Here is a 24,831-nt window from a genome sequence, read left to right on the forward strand (position 1 = left end):
GTGCGCCGGCCACGCGCGGCGGCCCGAAGCGGCCGCCACACTGTGGCAGCGTCTGGTCGCCGATGCCCGCCGGCCCCGGATGCGGGGTCAGGCGAGAGTGCGCAGCGCGAGGAGCGCATAGGCGCGCGCGGCCGCGAGGAGGTCGTCGACCTCGACGCGCTCGTCGACCTGGTGCGCCTGCGCGTTGAGGTCGCCGGGCCCCAGGACCACCGTGGGCACCCCCAGGTCGCGATCGATGAAGCCACCGTCGCAGGCGGCGGTCCACCCGCTCAGCCGCGGTTCGCGGCCCACCGCCCGCAGCGCCGCACCGGCCGCAGCCGTGAGCGGATGGTCCGCGGCGGTGCGGAAGCCGGGCATGAACATGGCCTCCTCCACCTCCACGGCGATCCCGTCGCCGGTGATCCCCGCCGCCTCGATGCGGCGCACGAGCTCGACGCGGATGGCCTCCGGGTCCTCACCGGGCAGCAGGCGCCGATCGGCGGTGAGGTTGCAGTGCGCGGGCACGGTGGTGGTGGCCTGGCCGCCCTCGATCGTGCCGACGTTCCACGTGCCGGCGCCGATGAGATCCTCGGGAGCCGCTGCCAGGGCCGCATGGTCGGCGCGGATGAGGTCGACGATCCGCGCGGCGGCGTCGATGGCGTTGCGGCCGTCCTCGGGCCGGCCGGAGTGGGCCGGAACGCCGCGCACGCGGATGCGGAAGTACGCATCCCCGCGGCAGGCGATGACCGTCTCGAGGTTCGTGGGCTCCGCGACGACGCAGCCGGCCCACCGCCGGCGCCGGCCGGCCGGCAGCGCGCTCTCCTGCGCGACGTAGGCGCGGATGCCCAGATCCAGGTCCTCCTCGTCCACCGTGCACACGAGGGACACGGGGCCCGACAGCGCGACCCCCTCCTCACGCAGGGCGGACATGGCGGCGAGGACCGCGGCGAGACCGCCCTTCATATCGCAGGCGCCGCGCCCGGTGATCCGGCCGCCGGCCACGGTGGCCGCGAACGGGTCGCCGGTCCAGCCGGTGCCCGCCGGGACCACATCGGAGTGGCCGAGGAACATGAGGCCTGGCCCCTTGCCGCCCGGCAGGTCGACGGTGAGATTGGGCCGGCCGGGGGCCACCTCCTCGGTCTTGGATGCGAGGCCGGCGGCGGCCGCGGCGATGGTGAGCGCGTCGACGCTGCCCTGCTCGTCACCGGGCGGATTCTCGCCGCCGGCGTTGACGAACTGGACCGTGAGGGCGGTGAGCGCAGCGGGGTCTATGCGCTCGAGCACCCGCGCCTCGGCCGCGGTGATGGGTGCCCCGGGCGCGGCGGACGGCCCGGTCACGGGCGCTGTCCGACCGCGTCGAGGGCACCGGCCAGGCGCACGACGCCCTCCTCGATCCGCTCGGGGCTCGATGAGGCGAAGCACAGGCGCGCGGCATTGCGGAACTGGCGCGAGGGGCTCAGCGCGGCGCCCGGGATGAACGCGACGCCCCGGGCCAGCGCCGTCTCGAACAGCGCCTCCGTGTCCACCCCCGCGTCCTCGCCCTGGAGCGTCAGCCACAGGAAGAAGCCGCCCTCCGGGTCCGTGGTGCGTGCGCGCTCGCCGAGCACCCGGCCGATCGCTGCGACCATGGCGTCCTTGCGCGCGTGGTATTCGCGGCGCAGCCGCGCCAGGTGGTCCGCGTAGCCGCCGCCGGTGACGAAGCGGGAGACCATGTGCTGGGCGGGCACGTTCGTGCAGGAGTCCATGGTCTGCTTCGCATTGCCGATGAGCGTGCGCAGGCGCGCGTCCGCGTCCACCCACCCCACGCGCAGCCCTGGCGCGATGACCTTGGAGAACGTGCGCACGGAGAAGACCTGGGGGTCCTGGGGGCTGAGCGCGGAGAACGAGGGCACGTGCTCGCCGGAGAAGCGCAGATCGCCGTAGGGGTCGTCGTCGATGATGACGGAGCCCCAGCGGTGGGCGAGGTCGAGCAGCTTGCGCCGGCGCTCCTCGGACAGCGTGGTCCCGGAGGGGTTCTGGAAGTTCGGGATGACGTAGATGGCCTTGGGCACGCGGTCGAGTTCGCCGACGATGGCCTCGAACGCGTCGACGTCCATGCCGTGCTGGTCCATGGGGATCTCGAGGAGGTCCGCCCCGTAGGCGAACGCGGTGGCCGAGCCGTTCGTGTAGGTGGGCGACTCGACGGCCACGAGGTCGCCGGGGGAGACGAAGAGCTTGAAGGCGAGGTCCAGGCCCTGCATGCCGCCCGCGGTCACGCTGATGCGCTCCGCCGAGGTGGGGGCGCCATCGGAGTCCGCGAGGCCCAGGATCGCCTCGATGAGGTCCGGCTCTCCCTCCGTGGCGCCGTAGCCGAAGGACTCGACGGTCAGCGCCTCACCGGCCAGGGCCTTGAGCTCCTCGGTGGGGATGACCTCTGCCGCGGGCGCGCCCATCCCGAAGCGCACGATGTCGTGGCGCTGGGCGGCGATGAGGCTCGTGGAGGAGTCGATGACGGAGCCCACGAACCCGTCCGGGCCTCCGGCCAGGGGGAACTTGCCGTGGGCCGCCGCGCCGCTGAGCCCCGCCGTGGGCGCGGTGGCCGCATCGACGAGGCTCTTGACGGTGGTGATGAGGGGGTGGGTGGCGCTGCTCATGCTCTCACTTCCTGATGATGCGTCGGGGGAAGGCGGTGAAGGCCTCGACTCCGGTGTCGGAGATCCTCACCGATTCGGATACCTCGTAGCCATGGCCCTCCATCCACATGCCGCAGATGATGTGGAAGGTCATGTTCCGCTCGAGGATCGATTCGTCCTCCGAGCGGATGCTCATGGTGCGCTCGCCCCAGTCCGGCGGGTAGCCGATTCCGATCGAATAGCCCAGGCGGCTCTCCTTGGCCAGACCGTACTGGGCGAGCTTCCAGTTCCAGGCCAGGGCCAGCTCGCGCACCGGCACCCCGGGCGCCGCCGCGTCGAGCACCGCCTGCAGGCCCTCGGCCACCGCCTCCTCGAGGCGCTTGAGGTCGTCTCCCGGCTCGCCCAGGCTGATGGTGCGGGCGATCGGCACGTGGTACCGGCGGTGGGCGCCGGCGATCTCCACGACCACGGCCTCGCCGTCCTGCAGCACACGGTTCGACCAGGTGAGGTGGGGAGTGTCCGCGCTGGCGCCGGTGGGCAGCAGCGGCATGATCGCGGGGTAGTCCCCGAAGCTCTCACCGGCGCCCAGCGCCTGGGCGTGGGCGATCGCCGCGGCGATCTCGTTCTGCGGGGCACCGGGCTCGATCGCGTCGACGGCGGCCTGCATGGCCCCCGTGGCCACGCGCGCGGCGTGGCGCATGTACTGGATCTCCGCATCCGATTTCACGGCGCGCACCCAGTTGACCAGCTCGAAGCTCTCCACGAGCGTCCACTCCGGCACGGCGTTGACGAGTGCCCGGTAGGCCTTGGGGCTGAAGAAGTGCGAGTCCATCTCGAGCCCGACCACTCCGTGGGTCCGCGCCACCCAGCCCAGCTGGCGCAGGCGGAAGGCCACCCAGTCGAAGGGGTGGATGTGGGGCCGGTGCACGTAGCGCTCGGGGTAGCCGATGATGAGCTCGCGGTCGATGCACGCGGTGCGCCAGGCGCCGTTGGCGTCCATCTCCCGCATGAAGAGCAGCGGATCGCCGTCCGGGCCGACGAAGAGCATCTGCGGGGTGTAGAACGACCAGGCGTCATAACCGGTGAGGTAGAAGATGTTGGCCGGGTCCGTGACGATGAGCGCCTGCAGGCCCTGGAAGCGCATCCGCTCGCGGACCTTGGCCAGGCGGCTCGCATACTCCTGGTCGGAGAACAGGGCCGCGCGCACATCGGTGTCCGGGGCCGGCGCACGCAGTGAGGGCGAGGCCGCGGCGCTGCCCGTCCCGGCGGCCGTGGGGGATGCGTCCGGTCGAGCAGTGTCAGTCATGGGTCCCCTCGCGAGCATCACATCCGTGCGTGAGCCACACCATAGGTGTGCGTCTCGTCATCGTGTCGCCTGGACTCTGACGGTGTCAACGAGGCGCGCGGGGCGGCGGGGTGTGCGCGGGGGGAGCGCGTCCGGCCCGCCTTCCCCGTGCGCGCCTGGGAGCAACCGGCCCTGTGCTCGGCGAACCCCCGCCCGGCGGGTCGGCCCGCCGTCCCGTCACCTCGCCGGCCCCGCCCCGGCCGGCCGTCTGCTCGTCAGCCGCCCAGCACCTCGGCGGCGGCGCGCTGACCCGAGCGGATGGCGCCGTCGATGTAGCCGTTCCACACCTGCGCCGTCTCCGCACCCGCCCAGCGGATGCGGTCGCACGGCTGCGCGAGGTGCGCGCCCACGCTCGTCCACAGCCCGGTGCCCAGGCGGCCGCCGTAGCAGCCGCGGGTGAAGGGCTCCTCGCTCCAGTTGCGCTGGAGCACCTCCCGGGGCGCCGCGGACTGTGGGCCGAAGAAGGCGGCGAGGTCGCCCACGACGAGGCGGGCGCGCTCGCCCTCCGGCAGCTCGTTGAGCTCGCGGGCGCGGTGGCCCTCGACGAAGGCCACGAGGATCCCGGCGTCTGAGTCCGGCACGACGTTGTCGTAGACGAGTGAGACGCGGTGGTCGAGGCTGAGCACGGTGCCCGACAGGCCCTCCTCGCGCCAGAAGGGGCGCTCGTATTCGACCTGGAATTTGATGACGTTGCCCGGGATGACCTGGGAGGCGAGGATGTCGCGGTTGGCCGGCAGCCTCGGTGCGTACTCCAGCCGATTGGCCAGCATGGGCGGCAGGGCGATGACGACGTCGCGGGCGGTGTAGTTGCCGCGGTCCGTACGCACGCGCACGGGGCCGTCTCCGTCCCAGCCCTCGACCGCGCGCACGGGCTCGCCTAGGCGGATGGGTCCCGCGAGCCGTGCCGCGAGCCGCTCGGAGAGCTGGTGGGTGCCCCCGCGCACGCGCGATTCCTGGGCGCCGCCGATCGTGAGCATCATGCGGTGCAGCCCGCCGCCGGAGCCCAGGTAGAAGAGCATGTGGAGGGCGGAGTAGGTCTCCGCGTCCGCGGCGAAGATGGAGCCGAGCATGACGTGGGCGAAGGCGCGCGCCCGCTCGTCCGGGCAGTTGTCCGCCAGCCACTGTGCCGCGGTGATCGCATCGAGGGCTGCGGCCTCCGGTGAGGCCCACGGGTGCGCCAGGTCGATCCGTGCGGCGAGGCTGTCGATGTCCTCGACGAGGTGGGCCCAGGCGCGTCCGGATTCGGGGCCAAGGCCGAAGGTGTCGTCGTCGCTGGTGGTGCGCTCGCCCCGGGCGAACAGGAGGGACTGACCCTCGTCGTAGACGGTGAAGGTCTCGAGACCGAGCCGCTCCGCGAGCGCCAGAGCCTCGTCCTGGGTGGGGCCCAGCCACTGGCCGCCCATCTCGATCCACGTGCCCGAGGCGAACTGCCGGCCGTCCGTGCGCCCGCCCACCCGCTCGCGGGCCTCGAGGACGAGGACGCGCAGCCCGGCCCGCTCGAGTGCCTCGGCGGCACTGAGCCCCGCAATGCCGGCGCCGACGACGATCGCGTCGTAGTCCACCGCCGAGGCGGTACTCGCCGCGCGCTCGTCCGCGTCGGTTCCGGGAGCCGTGGGGTCGCCGGCGCCGGGTTGCGGGGATGCGGTGGTGGCGTGGTGGTCAGGCGCGGTCATCGGCGTCTCCTTCGGTGGCGGTGCGGCTGGGGGTGGGGGCTGCTGGGCTCGGGGCTGCGCATCCCGGGGCACCGGTGGATTTCGGTGCGCGGCTGGTGTCCGATGCCTGACCGGTCTCCGGTGCGCCTGCGGGCTGCGGGGCTGCGGGCGCCGGCCGTGCTCGCGCTTGTTCCGGTGGTGGTGAGCCCAGCGTGCCGGGGGCCAGGTGCAGCCGGTGTTCGAAGGCCGTGGCGATGCGCTCGCGGTACGTGCCCGGGCCGGGATAGGCGACGAGCAGGTGGGCGTTGAGGCCGTCGAGGAGCGCGATGAATTCCCAGGCGGCGCCGGCGGGATCGACGACTGCGAATTCGCCCGCGTCGCGGCCGCGCGTGAGGAGGGATTCGACCATGTCCTGCCAGGCGTCCATGGCGGTGCGCACGCTGGCGGCCATGGTGGCGTCGGCGCGCCCCATGGTCCAGCCGTCGAGCCAGAGCGCGGCGTGGGCCTCGCGGCCGCTCACGCTCATCCGGTCGATGAGGATGGCCAGGCCCGCGGTCGCCGTGGGGGCAGCGAGCGCGGGGGCGGCGGCCGCCTCGAACTCCGCGTCGATGAGCGCGGTGTAGGCGTGTGCGCGCAGCGCATCGATGTCCGGCTCGTAGTGCGCTATGAGTCCGTGCGTGACGGCGAGGTGGGCGGCGAGGCTGCGGTGCGTGAGGTTCGGCAGCCCCTCGGCCAGCGCGAGCTCGAGCGCGGCGGCCCGGATCTGCTCCGCCCGCTGGGCCCTGCTCAGCCGGGTGCGGCGAGGTCCGCCGCTGGGGGTCCGAGGTGCGGCTGCGGCCGGCCGAGCCGCACCGCCGGTGCGGTCGCGGACGTCCGTCCGCGGGTTGGCCGAAGGCGTTGACACTGTGACCCCCTTCACTCTAATCTCGATGAAACCGATTATTGACCACATGGTCAATAAGAGGCAAGCCCCCCGGAGCACAGCAGCTCCACGGGCCACCCCTTCCACACTCCGGACCCGGCCAGCCGCCCGGACATCGCCCAGCAGAAGGAGCGAGCCCATGTCGCACACCCCTCCGGAATCCGATCCGGGCGCCACGAGCGGCGCCGCCAACGCGGCCAGGTCCAGCAGCGCCGCCCGAACCGGCAGCGCAGCCGGCCAGCACCTCGGCGCCCCTCCGCACTCCTCCCGCGCGGAGCGGCGCGACGAGCGCCAGCACACGTCGCTCAAGCGCACGCTGGGCATCCCCACCCTCGTGGTGTTCGGGCTCGCCTATCTGGTGCCCATGACCGTCTTCACCACCTACGGGATCGTGAACGAGACGACGAACGGGTACCTGGCGGCCGCCTACGTCATCACCCTCATCGCCGTGCTCTTCACCGCGCTGAGCTACGCGACCATGAGCCGCGAGGTCGCCTCCGCGGGCTCCGCCTACGCGTATGCTCGGGCGGGCTTCGGGAGCCGGATCGGCTTCCTCACCGGCTGGGCCGTGCTCATGGACTACGTCCTGCTGCCCATGCTCAACTACCTGCTCATCGGCGTGTACCTCCACGAGCAGTTCCCGGCGGTGCCGGGGTGGGTGTTCGCGATGGCCGGGCTGGTCCTCGTCACGGCCCTCAACATCGTGGGCATCTCCGCGGTCAAGGGCGCCAACGTCGTCATCGTGGCCCTGCAGGTGGTCTTCTTCGTCGTGTTCTTCTTCTTCGCGGCGCGCTCGTTCGACCCCTCGGTCTCGCTGCTGGACCCGTTCTTCCGCGGCGACTTCGCCCTGGGGCCGGTGGTCGCGGGCTCCGCGGTGCTGTGCCTGTCGTTCCTGGGCTTCGACGCGATCTCCACGATGGCCGAGGAGGCGAAGGACCCGCAGCGCACCGTGCCGCGGGCCATCATCCTCACGACCGTGCTCGCCGGCGTCTTCTTCGTCATGGTCGCCTGGGTCTGCTACATGGTCTTCCCGCAGGTCATCACCGGCGATGGCGCGGACTCCGCGGCGCTGACGATGCTCGCGCACGTGGGCGGCAACCTGCTGACCGCGCTGTTCCTCGCCGCATACGTCACGGGTGCCATGGGCTCCGCGCTCGCCTCGCAGGCCTCCGTGTCGCGCATCCTCTTCAGCATGGGCCGCGACGGAGTCATCCCCAAGCGGGTGTTCGGCTTCCTCTCGCGGCGCTTCCGCACCCCGGTGGGGGCGATCCTCGTGGTCGCGGTCATCAGCGTCTCCGCCGCGTTCGCCGACGTCGACTTCGTTGCGTCGATCGTCAGCTTCGGCGCGCTCACCGCCTTCACCGTCGTCAACCTGGCCGTCATCATGGTCTTCCTCGTGCGCCGCTCCCCGGGCCGCGGTGCGCCCTCGCTGCTGCGCCACGGGCTCTTCCCGGCCATCGGGTTCGGGTTCACGGTCTGGCTGTGGACCTCGCTGACCGGGATCACGCTCCTCGTCGGCCTGGCCTGGATTGCCATCGGCCTGCTCTACCTCCTGTGGTTCACCCGCGGCTTCCGCCGGCCGGTGCCCTCCATGGAGATCGACTGAGTCACCAGCGCTGCCGGCCCGCGCCCGAGGTGCGGGCCGGCAGCGCAGGCGAGCCGCGCCTCGTGCGCCCGCTGGCGCAGGTGCCTCGCCCCGGTGGCCCGGGTGGGCTGCGCCTCGGACGCCCGGTGGCGCAGGCGCCGCGCGGGGGAGCCCGCGCGGTTTTGAATCTTGACCTACCGCTCGTTCGGCCTACGATGAAGACGGACCCGCCCGATGACGTGCGAAAGGAATCCCATGGCCGACAACACCGCTGCGGTGACGGAGCTGTTCTCCGCGCTGCACTCGCTGACCTCGTACGATGTCTCGCCCACGCTGGACACCAACCTTCCCGGCTGGTTCACCCACCCCACCATGGGGATCGTGCGCGACGGCCGGAACTTCGACCAGCACGGCTACTTCGCCCAGACCCTGCTCATCTCCGAGCACACGGGCTCCCACGTCGACGCGCCGCGCCACATCCACCCCGGGTCGGAGACGATCGAGGACTTCGGCCCCGATGTCCTCTTCGCGCCCTACAAGAAGTACGACCTCACGCGCTTCGAGCTGGAGGCGGGTGTCCCCGTCACGCTCGAGCAGATCGAGCAGGTGGAGCGCGAGGACGGCATCGAGCTGCGGGAGGGCGACATCGCGATCCTGCAGTTCGGGTGGGATCAGTACCTCAAGCCGGACAGCCACGATCCGGAGGAGCGCGGCTGGTGGGGCGCCAACGAGCCGGGCCTCACCGACGAGGCGTGCAAGCACTTCGCAGACAGGAAGATCCGGGCCATCGGCGCGGACTCCGCGGCCGTGGACATCGTCATCAAGGACGGCAAGCTCACCGACGCTCCCGGCCACGCCGTGCACTTCCTGCCCAACCGTATCCTCATCATCGAGGGGCTCGTGAACCTGGGCGCGCCGCCTGTCGAGGGCGCGTTCTTCGCGATGCCGCTCAAGATCGACGGCGGCTCCGGCTCGCCCATCCGTGCGGCGATGTTCGGCTGAGTGCCCGGGCGTCACGGCGGGTGAGAGGCGGTGAGGCGGTGTCAGTCGCGCTCGAGCCGCGTCTCCTTGAGCCCGTAGGTGCCGAGGACAGCCGGGCGGAAGCCCTGCACCTGCTTGCTCACGCCGTACATGGCCGGGCGGAAGACGATGGGGATGAGCGGCGCATCATCGGCTACCCGCTGCTGGATCTTGCCGAAGAGGGCATTGCGCTTCTTCGTATCGGACTCCACAAGCGATTCGCCGTACCACCTCTTCACGTCCGGATTGGCGTAACCGGAGCGGATCCCGCTGCCGTCGGTGATGCCCATGAACGCGATCATCTGCGAGGTGTCGGCGACATCGGAGGTGGCATAGCTCGCCGCGATGTCGAACTTGCCCGTGCTGCGGTTCGTTGTCATCGTCGCCGAATCCAGCTTCTGGATCTTGATGCGGATCCCCAGGTCGGCCCACGTCTGCTGAGCGATCTGGGCCTGTAGCTCGCGCTCCTCGTCGCCGGCGGTGATCTGGAGCGTCACGTCGACACCGTTTGGGTGGGAAGACTCTCGCATGAGCTGCCGGGCCTTGTCCATGTTGTACTCGCCGCCGTTGACCCGGTCGTCGTGGCCCGCGAGGCCGGGCGAGATGTAGGAGTTGGCCGCCTGGGCATAGCCCCCGTAGACGACCTTGACGATGGCATCCCTGTTGAGGGCGTAGGACATCGCGCGGCGCACCTTGGGGTCGTCGAGCCCCTTCGCCTTGGTATTGATGTTGAAGTAGTCCACGCGGGTCGACGGGAAGTCGGCAGCGGTGATGTCCTGGGAGCGCCCGAGTGTGGCCATCGACAGCGCAGCCGGGCCCTCGTCGATGTCAATCTGGCCACCCTGGAGCTGGAGCATGCGCGTGTTGTCATCGCTGACGACGTTGAAGGCGACGGTGTTGAGCGAAGGGACTCCGCGCTTCCAGTACGCGGGGTTGCGTTTGAGCTTCATGCTCTGGCCCTTGGTCCAGGACTCGAGTTCGAACGGACCGGTGCCGTCCTCGTGGGTCTCCATGTACGCCTTGTCATGGCCGCCGAAGTCCTTGGGGTAGATCGAGGCGGCAAAGAGAGCCAGGTAACTGGGCAACGGGGTCCAGGGCTTCGAGGTGTCGATGCGGACCGTCTCGTCGTCGATCTTCTTCACGTCGCTGACGAGTTCGAACTCCGAGGCCCATTGGTTCTTTTCATCTTTCGCGTTGCGGGCGTAGTTGAGCGAGAAGACGACGTCGTCTGCCGTCAGCTTCTTGCCGCTGTGGAACTCAACACCGCGGCGCAGCTTGAACGTCCAGCTCCGCTTGTCCTTGGACTCGTGCCAGCTGGTGGCCAGTCCGGGCTCGACTCCCTTGCCGTCGGGCCGGTTGAGGGTGAGAGTCTCGTACATCTGCTGCAGCGTCCAGATGTCCGCGTTCTGCGTCGTAGTGGAGGGCAGAAGCGTCGTGGCGTCCGCGGAGCGGCCGATGGCGAGGTCGCCACCAGCATCCGCCATGTCGTGGCCGGGCCCGCAGGCGCTCACGAGCAGGGCGAGGGAGGCGGCACCCGCAGCGACCGCCGTGAGCCTGCGGCGCTTCATTGGGGATCTCCTTCGACTCGGTCTAGGAACCGGCTGGTGAAGCGGGGCACGGCCGCGAGCAGCGTGCGCGTGTACTCCGCTTGCGGGGACCGGAACAGTTCGGCGGTGGCGCTGTGCTCGACGATGATGCCGTTGTGGATGACGTAGACCCGCGCGCACAGGTCCTTCACGACGGCCAGGTCATGGCTGATGAAGAGGATGCCCAGGCCCAGTTCGTCGCGCAGATGCGCGAACAGCGCAATGATCTCCGCCTGGACGCTCACGTCCAGGGCGGAGACCGCCTCATCGGCGACGAGCAGTTGCGGCTCCAGGGCGAGCGCGCGGGCGATCGCCACACGCTGCCGCTGGCCACCGGACATGGTCACGGGCGTGCGTCCCAGGAAGCCGTGCGGCAGGCGGACCATATCCATGATCTCGCGGCAGCGTGCGCGCAGGGCCTCCTTGCCGCTCACGAGGCGATGGTGGCGGATGACTTCGCTCAGCGTTTGCTCGACTGTGTAGCGCGGGTCCAGCGACGCGAATGGATCCTGGAAGACCATCTGGACCAAGCGCCACTGCGCGGCGGTGCGCTTGGGCGTCAGCTTCTGCCCGGCGAAGGACACCGTGCCCGTGTAGTCGCGCTGCAGCCCGCAGATGACCCGGGATACGGTGGACTTCCCCGAACCGGACTCGCCCACGAGACCGACGATCTCTCCGGGGGCCACGTCGATGCTCGCCTCGTCCACGGCAGTGAAGGCGCGATCGCCGCGGCCGAACACCACCCCGATGTCCTCCGCGCGCAGGCCCACTGGCCGCTGCGGGGCCTCCCGCTCCGGGCTCATTGCGCCACCACCGCATCGAGGGGGCCGGCAGGCAGGCGCGGAGTGGAACGCAGTAGACGCTGCGTGTAGGCGTGCTGGGGGTCGTCGAAGATTGCCTGCAGCCCGCCCTGCTCGACGATGCGCCCACCCTGCATCACGCTGAGGGCCGTGCAGAGCTGGGCGACAACGGCAAGATCGTGTGTGACGTAGAGCAATCCGAGGCCCCGTTCCTGCTGCATGCTGCGGAAGAGGTCGAGGACCTGCGCCTGGATAGTGACGTCGAGGGCGGTGGTGGGCTCATCGCACAGGAGGACGTTCGGCTCCTGCGCGAGTGCCGCGGCAATCATTACCCGCTGCCGCATCCCACCGGACAGCTCGAAGGGGTACGCCCGGGCGCGGCGCCCCGGGTCCGGGATGCCGACGCGCTCGAGGAGTTCGACGGCGAGATCTGCGGCGGCCCTGCGGGAGAGTCGCTTGCGCTCCGCCACCGCGTCGGTGATCTGCTGGCCCACGCGCATCACCGGGTTGAGTGCGATGGCCGGCTCCTGGAAGACCATCGAGATGCCCGCCCCGCGCACGCTGCTGCGGTACCCGCGTCCGACCCCGGCGGTGAGGATGTCGTGGCCCGCGTAGCGCACCTCGCCGGAGACCACACGCGCACCGTGGGGCAGCATTCCCAAGATAGTCCGCAGGGTCATCGATTTGCCGGATCCCGATTCCCCGACGAGGCCCATGGGCTCACCGGGGGCGATGGAGAGAGAGATGTCGTCAAGGATCCGACGTGGGCCCTGCGCGCTGGTGATGTCGACGGTCAGGTGGGACACCTCGAGGAGCGGCTCCGTGGACATCGTGTCACCTCCTGGGCTTCAGGACGGAGGTGAGGCCGTCGCCCACGAGGGCGAGACCGAAGGAGATGAGCACGACCGTAAACCCCGGCCACAGGATGAGGCCGTAGTGGCCCGCTCCCATGTACTGCTGGCCGTCATTCATCATCTGCCCCCAGTCAGGAGTGGGCGGCACGATGCCCATGCCGAAGAAGCTGAGCGTGACGACCACTCCGATGTTGAGGACGATGTCGCTCATCGCGTAGATGATGCCCTGGCCCACCGTGTTCGGCACAACGTGCTTGGCGAGGATCTGGAGGGCCGGCAGCCCCGAGGTCCGCCCCGCGGCGATGAACTCCTGTTCGCGGAGCACCAGGACCTCGCCGCGGACCAGGCGGGCGTATGCGACCCAGGAGACGATGGAGATCGCCACGAAGATGCTGGTCATGCCATTGCCCATGACGAAGACCAGGGCGATGACGAGCACGTAGAACGGGAAGGCGGAGACGACGTCCGCCGTCCGCATGATGACAGTGTCGACCCACCGCCCGAAGTAACCGGCGAGGGCTCCCAGGACGGTTCCTAACACGAAGGGGACGATGACGGCGATGACCGCGACGAGCAGGTCCATCCGCCCGCCGTAGAGGAAGCGGGCGAACACATCGCGGCCCAGCTGGTCGGTTCCCATGGGGTGGGCGAGCGTGGATCCCGCGAACGTGTTGAGGAGGTCCTGGCGCTCCGGGTCGGCGCTGACGAACAGCGGGCCAAGGAGGAGCAGCAGGACGATGGCTCCCACAATTGCGGTGCCCAGCCAGAGCTGGAGGTTCCTGTGTCGCAGCACAGCGGGCAGGGGGAGCCGGATGCGCACCTGGGCCACGGGCTGCGGAGCTGCGCCAAGTGGAGTGCTGGACAAGGGCACTCACCTCCCCAGCCGGACGCGCGGGTCGACGGCGCTGTAGACGATATCGGTCAGCAGATAGACGGCCACGACCATGACGCCGAAAATCACGGTGAGCGCCTGCACGACGTTGTAATCGCGGGCGATGACCGTTTGCATGAGCAGCGAACCCACTCCGGGAATGGCGAAGACGTTTTCCACGATAAGCGCGCCGCCCACCAGGTGGCCGACCTGGATTCCGAGGATTGAGACCCCCGCGATGCCCGCGTTGCGGAAGGCGTAGTGGGTGAACGATCGGCGTCGACTCAGACCCTTGGACAATGCGAAGTTCATGTATTCGGCATCGAAGGACTGGTTGAGCGCGGCAATAAGGCTGCGGATGAGGATGGGGCTGATCGACAGGGCAACGGCGAAGCCGGGCAAGACTAGGGAGCGCAGGTGCTCGCCGAATGTCGAGCCGTATCCGCCCACGGGGAACCAACCCCAGTGGAGGGCGAGGACGAGCACCAGCAGTGTGCCCACGAAGAACGTCGGCATGCCCTGAACGGTAGCGGTGAAGACGCGCACGATAGTCTCGGCGATCGCGTTGCGGGTCATCGAGACCCACATGGCGAGGGGTACGGAGACGAGCACGGCGAAGATGAGCGCCACGAGCATGAGCATGAGCGTGGCCGGCAGGCGGAGCTTGAGCAGCTCGAGCACCGAGGTTTGGAAGACGAACGACTGACCGAAGTCGCCGGTCACAAGGCCACCCAGGAAGCGGAAGTACTGCACGATGACTGGCTGATCGAGGCCCCACGCGTGCCGTAGCGCGGCGACGGCCTCCGGTGTTCCCTTGTCGCCCAAATAGGCCGCGGCCGGGTCGCCGGGCGCCAGTTTCATGAGGAAGAACGAAAGCGTGGCGACGCCCAGCACAATTGGGATCATGAGAAGTACGCGGCGCAGAATGTAGGAGCCCATGGGCCCACCCCTTCCGCTGCGCCTCGACCTAAACTGTGATGCATATTACAGATTTCGGTGCCACGGTGGGGAAACCTCGGGAGGCGCGTCGCTTCGATGCCGGCTGCGAGCGTGGCTGCTCATCGGCGGGTGCGGTCAGGCGGCCGACCTCATCGGCCTCCGGGCCCCATGAAGTACGGCGTGACGGGCTCCGGACTCTTCCAGGCGCTACACCCCTCCGGCCACGGCGTCAGGGCGACGGTCCCCGCGGCCGCAGCACCCCGCGGTGGGCCGGTCGACGCGCGGCCGCCCCACCTGTGTTCCTTCGAACCCGGAGTCGCGCGAGCTCCTCCTTGTACGCGCTGCGCGAGGCCCTGGGAGTCATTGCGACGGCCGGTCCAATGCGCGGGCCGCGCACTCACTCAGGGTCCACCGCAACACGCTGCGTCCCCTGCGGGAGCGCCTCGAGCGCCTACTGACCGTCGACCTCGCAGACCCGCGCCAGCGCGCGGTGGTGAACCCGAAGGGGGAGATCTAAGGGCCTCAGTGCTCGACGGCCTTCTCCGCGCCGTAGCCGGTCAGCGAGCGGACCTCCATCTCCGCAGCCAGGCGGGCGCTCTCCCCGTGGCGGTCGAGGACGGAGCCCAGCCAGCCCAGGAGGAAGCCCACGGGGATGGAGACGATGCCGGGGTTGCTCAGCGGGAAGATCGCGAAGTCCACATCGGGCCCGAGCATCGACGTCTTCGCCCCGGAGAAGACGGGGGAGGCCACGATGAGGACGATGGCCGTGAGCAGGCCCCCGTACATCGACCACACGGCACCGCGGGTGGTGAAGCCGCGCCAGAACAGCGAATAGAGGATGGTGGGCAGGTTGGCGCTGGCGGCCACCGCAAAGGCGAGGGCCACGAGGAATGCCACGTTCTGGCCCTGCACGCCGATCCCGCCGATGATCGCCACGGCGCCGATGACGACGACCGTGATCTTCGCGACGCGCAGCTCGGCCCTCGTTGACGCCTGGCCCTTCTTGATGACGGAGGTGTAGACGTCGTGGGCGAACGAGGTAGCCGCCGTGATGGTGAGGCCCGCGACCACCGCGAGGATCGTGGCGAACGCGACAGCGGAGACGAGCCCCAGCAGGATGGGCCCGCCCAGCTGGAGCGCCAGGAGCGGGGCCGCCGAATTCACTCCGCCGGGCGCACCCGCGATCTCCTTCGAGCCCACCATGGCCGCGGCCCCGTAGCCGATGACGAGGGTGAAGAGGTAGAAGATGCCGATCAGCCAGATGGCCCAGACGACGGAGCGGCGGGCCTCCTTGGCGGTGGGCACCGTGTAGAACCGCATGAGGACATGCGGCAGGCCCGCGGTGCCGAGCACGAGCGCGAGGGCCAGGGAGATGAAGTCGAGCGGCAGCTTGCCGTACTGCAGGCCCGGGGCCAGGATGGCGGCCTTCGGGTCCGAGGCGGAGGCCTCCACCGCGGCGCCCAGCAGGGTGGAGAGGTTGAAACCGTTGAGGGCGAGGACCCAGAGGGTCATGACCGCGGCCGCGGCGACGAGCAGGAAGCACTTGACGATCTGGACCCAGGTGGTGCCCTTCATGCCGCCCACCAAGACGTAGCCGATCATGATGACGCCCACCACCGCGATGACGAGGGACTGCCCCACCTTGCCCTCGATGCCGAGCAGTAGGGAGACGAGCCCGCCGGCACCGGCCATCTGGGCGAGCAGGTAGAAGAAGCACACCGCCAGCGTGGTGGTGGCCGCCGCGAGCCGCACGGGGCGCTGGCGGAGGCGGAAGGAGAGCACGTCGGCCATCGTGAACTTGCCGGTGTTGCGCATGAGCTCCGCGACGAGCAGCAGGGCGACGAGCCAGGCGACGAGGAAGCCGATCGAGTAGAGGAATCCGTCGTAGCCGTTGACGGCGATCGCCCCGCAGATGCCCAGGAACGAGGCGGCCGAGAGGTAGTCGCCGGCGATGGCGAAGCCGTTCTGGGGGCCGGAGAACTGCCGGCCGCCGGCGTAGAAGTCCGCGGCCGTCGCGTTGTTCTTCGAGGCGCGCAGCACGATCGCCATCGTGACGACGACGAATCCCGCGAAGATCGAGATGTTGAGGACGGGGTTGTTCTCCACCTTCGCTGCGGCGATCACCGCAGCGCCGTCTGCCAGGGCGAGCGTGCTCATGCAGGGCCTCCTGCCGGAGTGGGGCCGTCCGCGCGGGGCTCGTCGCCCAGTGCGCCGTCCGGATGGTCGACTGCCTCGAGCTGCTCGCGCAGGGCCGCGGCCTGGGGGTCGAGGCGCCGATTGGCCAGCGCCACGTAGATCATCGTGATGGCGAACGTCGTGACGAACTGGCCGAGGCCCAGCAGCAGGCCCACGTTGATGTTGCCGATGACGGGCGTTGCCATGAAGGAGTGGGCGTAGGCGCCCAGCAGCACGTAGACGAAGTACCAGAGGAGGAAGACGATGGTCAGCGGCACGATGATCCGGCGGTGGGTGGAGCGCAGTCGCCGGAAGTCCTCGGACCCTTCCACCTGCTCGAAGTCCACGCGGGACTGACCGGCCTCGGGTGCGTCGTGGGGCGGGGGTTCGGTGGGATGTGACATGGACACTCCGTTGTGTCGGGGAGCGCACCCGCACCGTCGCATCGATACAGGTGAGCTGGATCACTTTTGGCGACCCTAGCACCGCCGGCGGTCACACCGGTGTAACGATTGCCCGCGTTTGCCTGGGGTAGGGGCGGCGGATGGACGCATATCGCGTCAGCCCTCCTCGCATCCCATCGCCCGTGCGACGAGGCCGTCGATGTCGACCCCGCCGGGGAGCGCCCCGTATTCGCGACCGCGATCGGGCCCGAGCCGTGCGAGCACGAAGGACCGGGCGACTTCCCCGGGTGCGCGGGTCAGCAGCACGGAAGCCTGCAGCAGCAGGGCGAGGCGTTCCACGAGCACCCGGCCGGCCGCCGCGAACTCAGCGAGGGCCGCCGGCTCGCCGTCCGCCGCCGCGGTGGACGCACGTGCGAGTTCGCGCGCGGCGACGTCGAATGCCCTGTCGTAGTCCGGCATGTATCCCAGCGCGCCCTCCAATTGGGCGAGCAGGGCCTTGGCGCTGCGGGGGTCCTTCGCCAGCGCGCGCAGGACATCGAGCACGATGACGTTGCCTGACCCCTCCCACACGGCCATGACCGGCTGCTCCCGATATCGCATGGCGAGGGGGAACGACTCGGTATAGCCGTTGCCGCCGAGGCACTCGAGGCATTCGTAGGCGTGCTCGGGACCGCGCTTGCAGATCCAGTACTTCGCGATCGCCGTGGCGATCCGGCGGAAGTCCGCGTCGTCTCCGCTCTCCGCATCGTGTGCCGAGGCCAGATGCAGGGCTGTCCATGTGGCCGCCTCGGCCTCGAGCTGGAGATCTGCGAGCACCGCGCGCATAAGGGGCTGCTCGCTGAGGCGGGCGCCGAATGCGAAGCGGTGCTGAGTGTGCCACGCGGCCTCGGCGACCCCCTGCCGCATTCCGGCAGCTGAGCCGAGAATGCAGTCGAGGCGCGTTCGATTCACCATCTCGATGATCGTGCGCACGCCCCGGCCGGGGTCCCCCACCAGCCACCCCGCGGCGCCCTCGAGTTCGATCTCCGAGGATGCGTTGGACTTGTTGCCCAGCTTGTCCTTGAGCCGCTGGATGCGTACGCCGTTGCGCTCGCCCCCCGGCAGGACGCGCGGCACGACGAAGCAGCTGAGGCCTTCGTCGAGCTGGGCGAGCATGAGGAATGCATCCGACTGCGGGGCAGAGCAGAACCATTTGTGACCGGTGAGCTCGAAGGGCCGGCCCGGCAGCCCGTCACCAGAGCCCGGAAGGCCGGCCGGCGGTGCGGAGCCGGAGTGCGCAACCGGCACCGCGCGCGTGGTGTTGGCGCGGACATCGGAACCGCCCTGCTTCTCCGTCATGGCCATGCCGAACGTCACGGCTGACTTCTGAGCCGTGTCGACGAGCCGCGGGTCATAGGCGGCCGCGGTCAGGCGCGGTCCCCAGTACGCTTCGTGCTCGGTGCCCCGCAGTGCCGCATAGGCAGCGTGTGTCATGGACACCGGGCAGCCGTGACCGGGTTCCACCTGCGCGAACAGCATGAACCTGGCGGCGCGCTCGGCATTCGCCCGCGGCTGCGTCCAGGCCAGCGAGTGCGCCCCGGCGTGCAACGCCTCGGCGATCACCCGGTGATATCCCGGATGGAAGTCCACGTCGTCTACCCGGTTGCCCCACCGGTCGTGGGTGCTCAGCACCGGGGGATTGCGCTCCGCGGCGCGGGCGTCGCGCTGGAATTCGACGCTGCCCACTAGCCGTCCGATTCGGTGCAGCTCAGTCACATCCGCCGCGGGCGCATAGTGCGCGAGAGCCTCGACGAGCGCGGTGTTGAGGCCGAACTCATCCACGCCGGTGCGCGGTGGGGACTGGTTGAGCACGGTGTGAGTGGGCACGGGGCATGCCTCCCAGGGCGGATGCGGGCGGACCCGGCCATGGCTCGGGCTGTGGTTGAATGACGCCATTGTGGCACCAATCACGGTCCGCCGCAGTGGGTGGGACCCAACGGCGGTGCCCACAGGAAGGCAACGATGAAGCTCACTGCCATGCTCCGGGCCGCCGCGGACCGCGCCCCCGGCGCCGAGGCGCTGGTCGCCGGCGCCCGCAGGTGGACCTACGCCCAGCTCGTCGCCGATGTCGACCGTGCGGCGGGCGCGCTCGCCCAGCTGGGCATCGGCCAGGGCGACCGTGTTGCTGTCATGACGTTCAATGAGCCGGAGTTCATTCTCGCCGCCTTCGGAGCGTGGGAGCTGGGTGCGGTGCTGGTACCGGTGAATCACAAGATGAAGCCGCCGGAGGTCGCTTACACGGTGGGGCACTGCGGCGCGGCGCTCGGCATCGCCTCGCCGGAGCTGCTGCCCACGGTGCGCGCGGGTGCGCCGGAAATCGAATGGCTGGGCACCTCGGGAGCGGAGGGCTTTGCCGAGCGCCTGACGGTGGCCCCGCCGTTCGGGGAAGCTCACGCCGACGACGCTGCGCCCGCCGAGATCCTCTACACGTCCGGGACGACGTCTGCCCCCAAGGGCTGCGTGCTGAGCCACCGCGCCCTCACTCAGCTCGCCGTCCTGCTCAGCCTCAACCTCGATGCGCGCCGGGATGAGCGCATGCTCGTGGCCATGCCCATCTGGCACTCCGCGCCCATCAACGTGTGTGTGCTGCCCACGCTCTTCATGGGCGGCACCGTGGTCCTCCAAAGGGAATACCACCCCGTCGAGACGTTCGAGCTCATCGCTGCCGAGAGGATCACGACGTTCTTCGGCCCCACCGTCGCCTTCCTCGCCCCGTTCCGGGCGCTCGCCGGGTCCGGCCGCGAGGTCGCGGACTTCGACTTCTCCACGATGCGCCGTTGGCTGTTCGGCGGTGCTCCCATCGACGCCGCCGCCGTCGAGCGGATCGTGCAGACGTACCGCCCCGGTGGGCACTACCAGCTCTTCGGGATGACGGAGACCGGCCCCAGCGGTGCCGTCCTGCTGCCCCACGAGCAGCAGGTCAAGCCCGGCAGCATCGGTGCGGCGGCGATGCTCGGCGCGCGGATGCGCGTCGTCGACGCCGATGGACACGACATCCGCCCGGGGCAGACCGGTGAGGTCTGGTTCCTCACCGATACCGTCATGGACGGCTACCTGGACAACCCCGAGGCCACCGCAGCGGCGTTCGAGGGCCCCTGGTACCGCACTGGCGACATCGCCCGCATGGACGACGACGGCTTCTACTACATCGTCGACCGCCTCAAAGACGTGATCATCGTGGGCGGTGAGAACGTCTTCTCCCTCGAGGTGGAGGAGGCCATCGCCACCCATCCCCGCGTGGCGGACGTCGCGGTGGTCGGGCGCCCGGATCCCGAGTGGGGTCAGCAGCTCGTCGCCCACATCACGACATCCGAGGGCGCTGACCTGACGGTGGACGAGCTGCAGGACTACCTCGCCCCACGCCTGGCGCGCTACAAGATTCCGCGCCAGGTGGTCATGAGCGCCGAGCTGCCGCGCAACCCGTCCGGCAAGCTGCTCAAGCACCAGCTGAGGGCCGAGGCCGCTTCGGAGCCCGCCGACTCGGCGTCGGGCGGCTGAGGCCACCTCCCCCTGCAGCCGCGGGATCGGGGCGCTGCGCCGGCCCCGCCCGCGTCCCCGGTGCGCTGGCGACCCCTGTCCTGCGGTCTACCCGCTTGGCTGCGAGCTTGCGAATGCCGTAGACGGCCCAGAGCACCGCCCACACCGCGAGGCCCTGGAACAACTCCACGCGCAGCGCCGGATCCAGGGGACGCGGCCGTGCACACGTTCGCTGGTGCCGGGTACGACGACTTCCTGGCCCACTCGTTCGGCCACTGGGCGCCGACGGCCGCGACCCCCAGCGATCGCATCAACGCCGATTTCCCGACGTTCAATGGCTATTCCACGCAGGTGAAGCTCGCGCCGAAGAACGGCCTGGGCTCCACGATCGACTGGATGGTGGGCAGCAGCGGCGTCGCGGTCAAGCAGTGGGAGACCGTCGTCGACGTCAAGTCGCGCACGGCCACGGCCGGTGTCCTCGCCTCCACGCCCTCGGATCACCAGATGATCCGAGCGACGGTGGCCCTGGGCTGAGCCCCGGCCGGGCTACGCTGGCTTCGTGACCAGCAGCGCTTTGCCCCCTCACCGCGTATTCTCCTTCGGCACGCTGCTTGATCCCGCGGTCCAGCGTCACGTGTTCGGGTGTGAGATCGAGCCCACGGCCGACCGGCTGCTGGGCCACCGCCTCACGGAGGTGGCCATCTCCGATCCCGAGGTGGTGGCCGCCAGCGGCCTGGCCGTCCACCGCGGCCTCGCCCGCGCTGACGACGGTTCGGTTGCGGGAGCGCTCCTTGCGCTCACGGCATCTCAGCTCGCGCAGGCCGATGCCTACGAGGTCGCGGCCTATGCGCGCCGACGCGTGCGCACCGCGGACAACGGCGCGGCCTGGGCCTACGTGGACGCTCGCCCCCTGGCCGTTGCCCAGCGCATCGGAATCGTGGGCGACTCGATCGCCTACGGCCGCGCCGATCCCGCGGGAGGGTGGGTGCACCGCTTGGCCCGCGCCCACATCGGCGCCGACGAAACGGTCAACCGCGTGTTCAGCCTGGCGGTGCCCGGACTCATGGCCGCGCAACTTCAGGAGTTCGCGCTCGACGAGGCGCTGCACCGGCGCTGCGACACCGTCATCGTCACCGCCGGTGTCAACGATCTCACCGCAGGCGCCGGCCCTGCCGAGGTCTGCGCTGCGCTCGCTGCCGCCTGCGAGGCGCTCGAGGCCGGCGGGGTGCGCCCGGTAGTCCTCTGCCCCCTGTGGCACGACCGCGAGCGCGCCCGCACGGAGTTCGGCGCCGAGCTCGACCCCGCCCGCACCTCGGCGCTGCGGGCGGAGCTGCTGGACTGGGGCGCGGGTACGCACCGCGACGTGATCGACCTCTACCCCGTGCTCGAGGCGCGCTCGGACCTGCTGGCCGATGGGCTGCACCCCACACCGGAGGGCCACCGTCTGCTCTGGGAGGCGCTCGCCGAGCGCGCGCTGTAGCGCCCGCGGAGGACTGGTGCTCAGGCGATCGTCGACGCACCGCCGTCCAGCGGGATGATCGCCCCGGTGATATAGCTCGAGGCGCGGGAGGCGAGGAACACGGTCATGCCCGTCGCATCGTCCGGGGTGCCGAACCGGCCCAGCGGATTGCGCTCCCTGGCGGCCTCCTCGCCGCCGTTCTCCGCGATCGCGCCGCCCAGCATCTGTGTGGGGAAGGGCCCGGGAGCGATCGCATTCACGAGGATGCGCGGCGCGAGCTCGTGTGCCATGTGCCGGGTGAGCATGTGGATGCCGGCCTTCGAGGCGCTGTAGGAGAAGTTGTCGAACTCCGGCACCCGCAGGCCGTCGATCGAGCCGATGTTGATGACGCGCGCCGGGTCGTCCTGGCTGCCGGAAGCCTCGAGCAGTGCGCGGGCGCGCTGGACGAGGACGAACGGGGCGACGACGTTGACACCCAGGACCTTCGACCAGCCGTGGAGGGGGAACTCGTCGAACGGGGCGCCCCAGGCGGCGCCCGCGTTGTTGATGAGCACGTGGAGTTCGCCGAACCGCTCCTCCACCTGGGCGATGAGGCCGGTGGCGGCATCGGGGTCTGCGACGTCGGCGGGGATCGCGGTGACGTCGCCGAACTCCGCCAGCGCTCGCTGCGCCTGAGCGCAGGCATCCGCCTTGCGCGAGGAGATGATGACCCGGGCGCCGCGGGCGGCCATGCCCTGGGCGATCATGTAGCCGATGCCGCGGGAGCCGCCGGTCACCAGGACGGTTTTGCCGGTTACGGAGAACAGTTCGTCGCTCATGCGCCGAGCCTACCCGGGTGCCGGTTCCGGTGCGGCTGGCCAGCGGTGGCAGCGGTACGTGAAATGCGATGCGCGCACGGCGACGTGTGTGCGCTCGAGCGCACACCTGCGGGTGCACTGCGGGTGCGCGCGGTGCGGGCGGGCTATGGGCGCCCGCCGTGGGGCACCTCGGCCCGGACGATCTTGACGGTCGCCTCGCGGGCGGCGGAGCGCTTGTGCTCGTCGTAGTCCGGCGCGCAGGAGAGGAACAGGTCGTGGCCGTCCGGGCCGCCCAGCATGCACGCGAAGACGCCGGTGCCGGCGGGGATCTCGTCTTCGACGTCGCCGCCCTCGGCCACGAGCAGTGCCCGGCCGCCCATGGCATCGGCGACCCAGAGCCTGCCCTGCGCGTCGAGTCCGCATCCGTCGGGCTCGACCACCAGCTGGGAACGGGCCGCCTCGAAGGAGCGGGTCTGGGGCAGCTCGGAGAACTTCGCCCAGTCCCGGCGCTCGCCCAGCGCGCCGCCCGCGCCGATGTCGAAGGCGCTGACACGGCCGCCGAACGTCTCGTTGACGAGCAGCGTGGAACCGTCGTCGGTGATCGCCATGCCGTTGGGGAACCACAGGTCGTGTGCGACCGCGGTCGCGGTGCCGTCCGTGTCGACGCGGATGAGGGCGGCGAGGTCGATGTCGGCGCCCGAGGTGAGGTCGAAGCCGAAGTTGCCGACGTAGGCGCGGCCCTGCGCGTCGACGATCATGTCGTTGAGGTAGCCGGCCGCGAGGCGGGAGAGGTCCGCGTGGACGGAGACCGACCCGTCGGAGTCCTTGCGCATGACCCGCCGGTCGCGCATCGAGACGAACAACAGGGTGCCGTCCGGCAGCCAGCCGAGCCCCGAGGGCCGCTGGGGGACCTCGACCTCGGTGCGCAGGTCCGAGCCGTCGGCGCGCATCGACAGGATCCGGTGCGTGTAGAAGTCGACGAACCACCAGCGCTCGTCGTGCCAGCGCGGGCACTCGGTGAAGGTGAAGCCGGTGGCGATGGTCTGGACGTCGCGTTCGCTCATGCCGCCAACCTAGTCCAGGCCGCCGCCGCCTCTCTACCCCCGCCGGAGTTGACGGTGCACGCATCACCGCCCGTGCATGTGAGACGTTTCACGAGTAGCGTGGACGGCGAGCGGATCGCACCGGCGCGAGGGGCGCGCCGGGTAGTCCCGCGTTCGAGGAGGCGCCCCCATGCGCGCAGTCGTGTTCGAGAACTACCAGACCTTTCCTTCGCTGACCGATGTCGAGGTGCCGGAGCCCGGTGCGGGCGAGGTGCTGCTCAAGGTGGCTGGCGCGGGCGCGTGCCACTCCGACGTCTCCGTCTACCGCGACTTCACCGCCGAGCACCCCGGTGCGCTCAAGCCGTCGTTCGTCCTGGGGCACGAGTCCGCCGGGTGGGTGGAGAAGCTGGGCCCGGGTGTGACCGGTGTGGAGATCGGCGATGCGTATCTGGTGTACGGGCCGACCGGCTGCGGTCGGTGCCGTATGTGCGTGCAGGGCGCGGAGAACTACTGCGACAACGCGGCGACGAACCCGGCCCTGGCGATCGGGCTCGGGCGCGACGGCGGGATGGCGGAATACGTTGCTGTGCCGGCCCGCAACCTGGTGCCGCTGGGCGATGCCGACCCGGTGGCCGCGGCCCCGCTCGCCGACGCGGGCCTCACGCCCTACCACGCGATCAAGCAGGCACTGCCGAATCTGGCCGGCGGTGGGAAGTCCGCGCTCGTCGTGGGCCTGGGCGGTCTGGGCCAGGTTGCGGTCCAGATCCTTCGCGCGCTCACCGGTGCGCAGATCATTGCGACCGATGCGAAGCAGGAGGCGATGGACGCCGTGGCCGGCGACGGGGTGGAAACGGTCCCCGCCGGCGATGGCCAGGTCGAGCGGATCCGCGACCTGACGGGCGGTCGCGGAGTCGACGCGGCCTTCGACTTCGTGGGAGCGAAGGCGACCATCGCCACAGCACGCGCGGCCGCGGGCATTGGCTCGCGCGTTGTCGTGGTGGGGATCGCCGACGGCACGGCGGACTGGAGCTTCTTCGGCACGCCCTATGAGTCCACGCTCAACGGCACCTACTGGGGTTCGCTGGGCGACCTCTACGATGTGGCGGCGATGTATCGCCGGGGGCAGATCACGCCGACGATCCAGACTTTCGCGATGGACGATGCCCTTGAGGCCTACCGAAGCCTGGAGGCCGGGAAGATCAGCGGCCGAGCCGTCGTCACACCCAACGCATAGGACGCGGCGGAGGTGCGGTCTCCGCACGGTGGCAAGGG

General features: G+C 70.3%; 22 protein-coding genes. 7 read left to right on the forward strand and 15 right to left on the reverse strand.

The window, feature by feature from the left end:
* Positions 1-87: 87 nt before the first annotated feature.
* From BRM1_RS10190 to BRM1_RS10210, 5 genes are all read right to left on the reverse strand, one after another.
* Positions 88-1,317: a M20 family metallopeptidase gene (locus BRM1_RS10190; RefSeq protein ID WP_268525624.1), complete on the reverse strand. Its 1,230-nt coding sequence runs from the start codon at positions 1,315-1,317 to the stop codon at positions 88-90.
* Positions 1,314-2,612, reverse strand: a complete 1,299-nt coding sequence (locus BRM1_RS10195) for an aminotransferase-like domain-containing protein (protein WP_268525625.1) — start codon at positions 2,610-2,612, stop codon at positions 1,314-1,316. Before BRM1_RS10195 ends, BRM1_RS10190 begins: the two co-directional genes overlap by 4 nt.
* A 4-nt stretch (positions 2,613-2,616) precedes the next feature.
* Entirely contained in the window at positions 2,617-3,897 is a 1,281-nt protein-coding gene (locus BRM1_RS10200; protein ID WP_160952021.1) for a M24 family metallopeptidase, read from the reverse strand.
* Between the two features lie 254 nt (positions 3,898-4,151).
* Positions 4,152-5,609: a flavin monoamine oxidase family protein gene (locus tag BRM1_RS10205; RefSeq protein WP_268525628.1), complete on the reverse strand. Its 1,458-nt coding sequence runs from the start codon at positions 5,607-5,609 to the stop codon at positions 4,152-4,154.
* A complete protein-coding gene (locus BRM1_RS10210) occupies positions 5,596-6,492 on the reverse strand; it encodes a TetR family transcriptional regulator C-terminal domain-containing protein (RefSeq protein ID WP_160952023.1) in 897 nt (298 codons plus the stop codon). The genes BRM1_RS10205 and BRM1_RS10210 overlap by 14 nt, the downstream gene beginning before the upstream one ends.
* A gap of 157 nt (positions 6,493-6,649) precedes the next feature.
* Between BRM1_RS10210 and BRM1_RS10215 the strand changes: the two genes are divergently transcribed.
* Complete coding sequence (locus BRM1_RS10215; RefSeq protein WP_268525630.1) at positions 6,650-8,116, forward strand: APC family permease; 1,467 nt, start codon at positions 6,650-6,652, stop codon at positions 8,114-8,116.
* A gap of 234 nt (positions 8,117-8,350) precedes the next feature.
* Positions 8,351-9,097, forward strand: coding sequence for a cyclase family protein (locus BRM1_RS10220; protein ID WP_160952025.1), 747 nt, complete (start codon positions 8,351-8,353; stop codon positions 9,095-9,097).
* A gap of 41 nt (positions 9,098-9,138) precedes the next feature.
* Here the strand turns inward: BRM1_RS10220 and BRM1_RS10225 are convergent, their stop codons facing one another.
* From BRM1_RS10225 to BRM1_RS10245, 5 genes are all read right to left on the reverse strand, one after another.
* Entirely contained in the window at positions 9,139-10,683 is a 1,545-nt protein-coding gene (locus BRM1_RS10225) for an ABC transporter substrate-binding protein (protein ID WP_268525632.1), read from the reverse strand.
* Positions 10,680-11,504 carry an ABC transporter ATP-binding protein gene (locus BRM1_RS10230; protein WP_268525634.1) on the reverse strand — a complete coding sequence of 275 codons (825 nt, stop codon included), beginning with the start codon at positions 11,502-11,504 and terminating at the stop codon, positions 10,680-10,682. The genes BRM1_RS10225 and BRM1_RS10230 overlap by 4 nt, the downstream gene beginning before the upstream one ends.
* The gene (locus BRM1_RS10235) at positions 11,501-12,331 is read right to left on the reverse strand and encodes an ABC transporter ATP-binding protein (protein WP_268525636.1); all 831 of its coding nucleotides are present in this window, start codon (positions 12,329-12,331) and stop codon (positions 11,501-11,503) included. The genes BRM1_RS10230 and BRM1_RS10235 overlap by 4 nt, the downstream gene beginning before the upstream one ends.
* 4 nt (positions 12,332-12,335) lie before the next feature.
* Entirely contained in the window at positions 12,336-13,148 is an 813-nt protein-coding gene (locus BRM1_RS10240; protein ID WP_268525638.1) for an ABC transporter permease, read from the reverse strand.
* 78 nt (positions 13,149-13,226) lie between these two features.
* The gene (locus tag BRM1_RS10245) at positions 13,227-14,132 is read right to left on the reverse strand and encodes an ABC transporter permease (RefSeq protein WP_268525640.1); all 906 of its coding nucleotides are present in this window, start codon (positions 14,130-14,132) and stop codon (positions 13,227-13,229) included.
* Between the two features lie 298 nt (positions 14,133-14,430).
* Between BRM1_RS10245 and BRM1_RS14075 the strand changes: the two genes are divergently transcribed.
* Positions 14,431-14,682 (forward strand): helix-turn-helix domain-containing protein, encoded by a 252-nt coding sequence (locus BRM1_RS14075; protein WP_442864244.1) that lies wholly within the window; start codon positions 14,431-14,433, stop codon positions 14,680-14,682.
* 5 nt (positions 14,683-14,687) lie between these two features.
* On the opposite strand, the gene BRM1_RS10250 is transcribed toward BRM1_RS14075, so the two are convergent.
* The 3 genes from BRM1_RS10250 to BRM1_RS10260 form a co-directional block, all read right to left on the reverse strand.
* Positions 14,688-16,322 (reverse strand): solute symporter family protein, encoded by a 1,635-nt coding sequence (locus BRM1_RS10250; RefSeq protein WP_160952028.1) that lies wholly within the window; start codon positions 16,320-16,322, stop codon positions 14,688-14,690.
* Positions 16,319-16,744, reverse strand: coding sequence for a DUF485 domain-containing protein (locus BRM1_RS10255; RefSeq protein WP_160952029.1), 426 nt, complete (start codon positions 16,742-16,744; stop codon positions 16,319-16,321). The genes BRM1_RS10250 and BRM1_RS10255 overlap by 4 nt, the downstream gene beginning before the upstream one ends.
* A 156-nt stretch (positions 16,745-16,900) precedes the next feature.
* The gene (locus tag BRM1_RS10260) at positions 16,901-18,610 is read right to left on the reverse strand and encodes an acyl-CoA dehydrogenase family protein (RefSeq protein ID WP_268525642.1); all 1,710 of its coding nucleotides are present in this window, start codon (positions 18,608-18,610) and stop codon (positions 16,901-16,903) included.
* 135 nt (positions 18,611-18,745) lie between these two features.
* Here BRM1_RS10260 and BRM1_RS10265 point away from each other — a divergent pair, with 135 nt between their 5' ends.
* The 3 genes from BRM1_RS10265 (at position 18,746) to BRM1_RS10275 (ending at position 21,740) form a co-directional block, all read left to right on the forward strand.
* Entirely contained in the window at positions 18,746-20,281 is a 1,536-nt protein-coding gene (locus BRM1_RS10265; RefSeq protein ID WP_268525643.1) for a class I adenylate-forming enzyme family protein, read from the forward strand.
* 198 nt (positions 20,282-20,479) lie between these two features.
* The gene (locus BRM1_RS10270) at positions 20,480-20,794 is read left to right on the forward strand and encodes a hypothetical protein (protein WP_160952032.1); all 315 of its coding nucleotides are present in this window, start codon (positions 20,480-20,482) and stop codon (positions 20,792-20,794) included.
* Between the two features lie 25 nt (positions 20,795-20,819).
* Positions 20,820-21,740, forward strand: coding sequence for a GDSL-type esterase/lipase family protein (locus tag BRM1_RS10275; protein WP_160952033.1), 921 nt, complete (start codon positions 20,820-20,822; stop codon positions 21,738-21,740).
* A 20-nt stretch (positions 21,741-21,760) separates the two neighbouring features.
* Here BRM1_RS10275 and BRM1_RS10280 read toward each other — a convergent pair whose 3' ends face one another.
* Together BRM1_RS10280 and BRM1_RS10285 are read right to left on the reverse strand one after the other, a co-directional pair.
* Positions 21,761-22,537: an SDR family oxidoreductase gene (locus BRM1_RS10280; RefSeq protein ID WP_268525644.1), complete on the reverse strand. Its 777-nt coding sequence runs from the start codon at positions 22,535-22,537 to the stop codon at positions 21,761-21,763.
* A gap of 143 nt (positions 22,538-22,680) precedes the next feature.
* Positions 22,681-23,580, reverse strand: coding sequence for an SMP-30/gluconolactonase/LRE family protein (locus BRM1_RS10285; protein ID WP_160952035.1), 900 nt, complete (start codon positions 23,578-23,580; stop codon positions 22,681-22,683).
* 169 nt (positions 23,581-23,749) lie between these two features.
* Here BRM1_RS10285 and BRM1_RS10290 point away from each other — a divergent pair, with 169 nt between their 5' ends.
* Entirely contained in the window at positions 23,750-24,793 is a 1,044-nt protein-coding gene (locus tag BRM1_RS10290) for an NAD(P)-dependent alcohol dehydrogenase (protein WP_160952036.1), read from the forward strand.
* Positions 24,794-24,831: the final 38 nt, after the last annotated feature.

This window comes from Brevibacterium sp. BRM-1, assembly GCF_026802075.1.
GTDB classification, from domain to species: domain Bacteria; phylum Actinomycetota; class Actinomycetes; order Actinomycetales; family Brevibacteriaceae; genus Brevibacterium; species Brevibacterium rongguiense.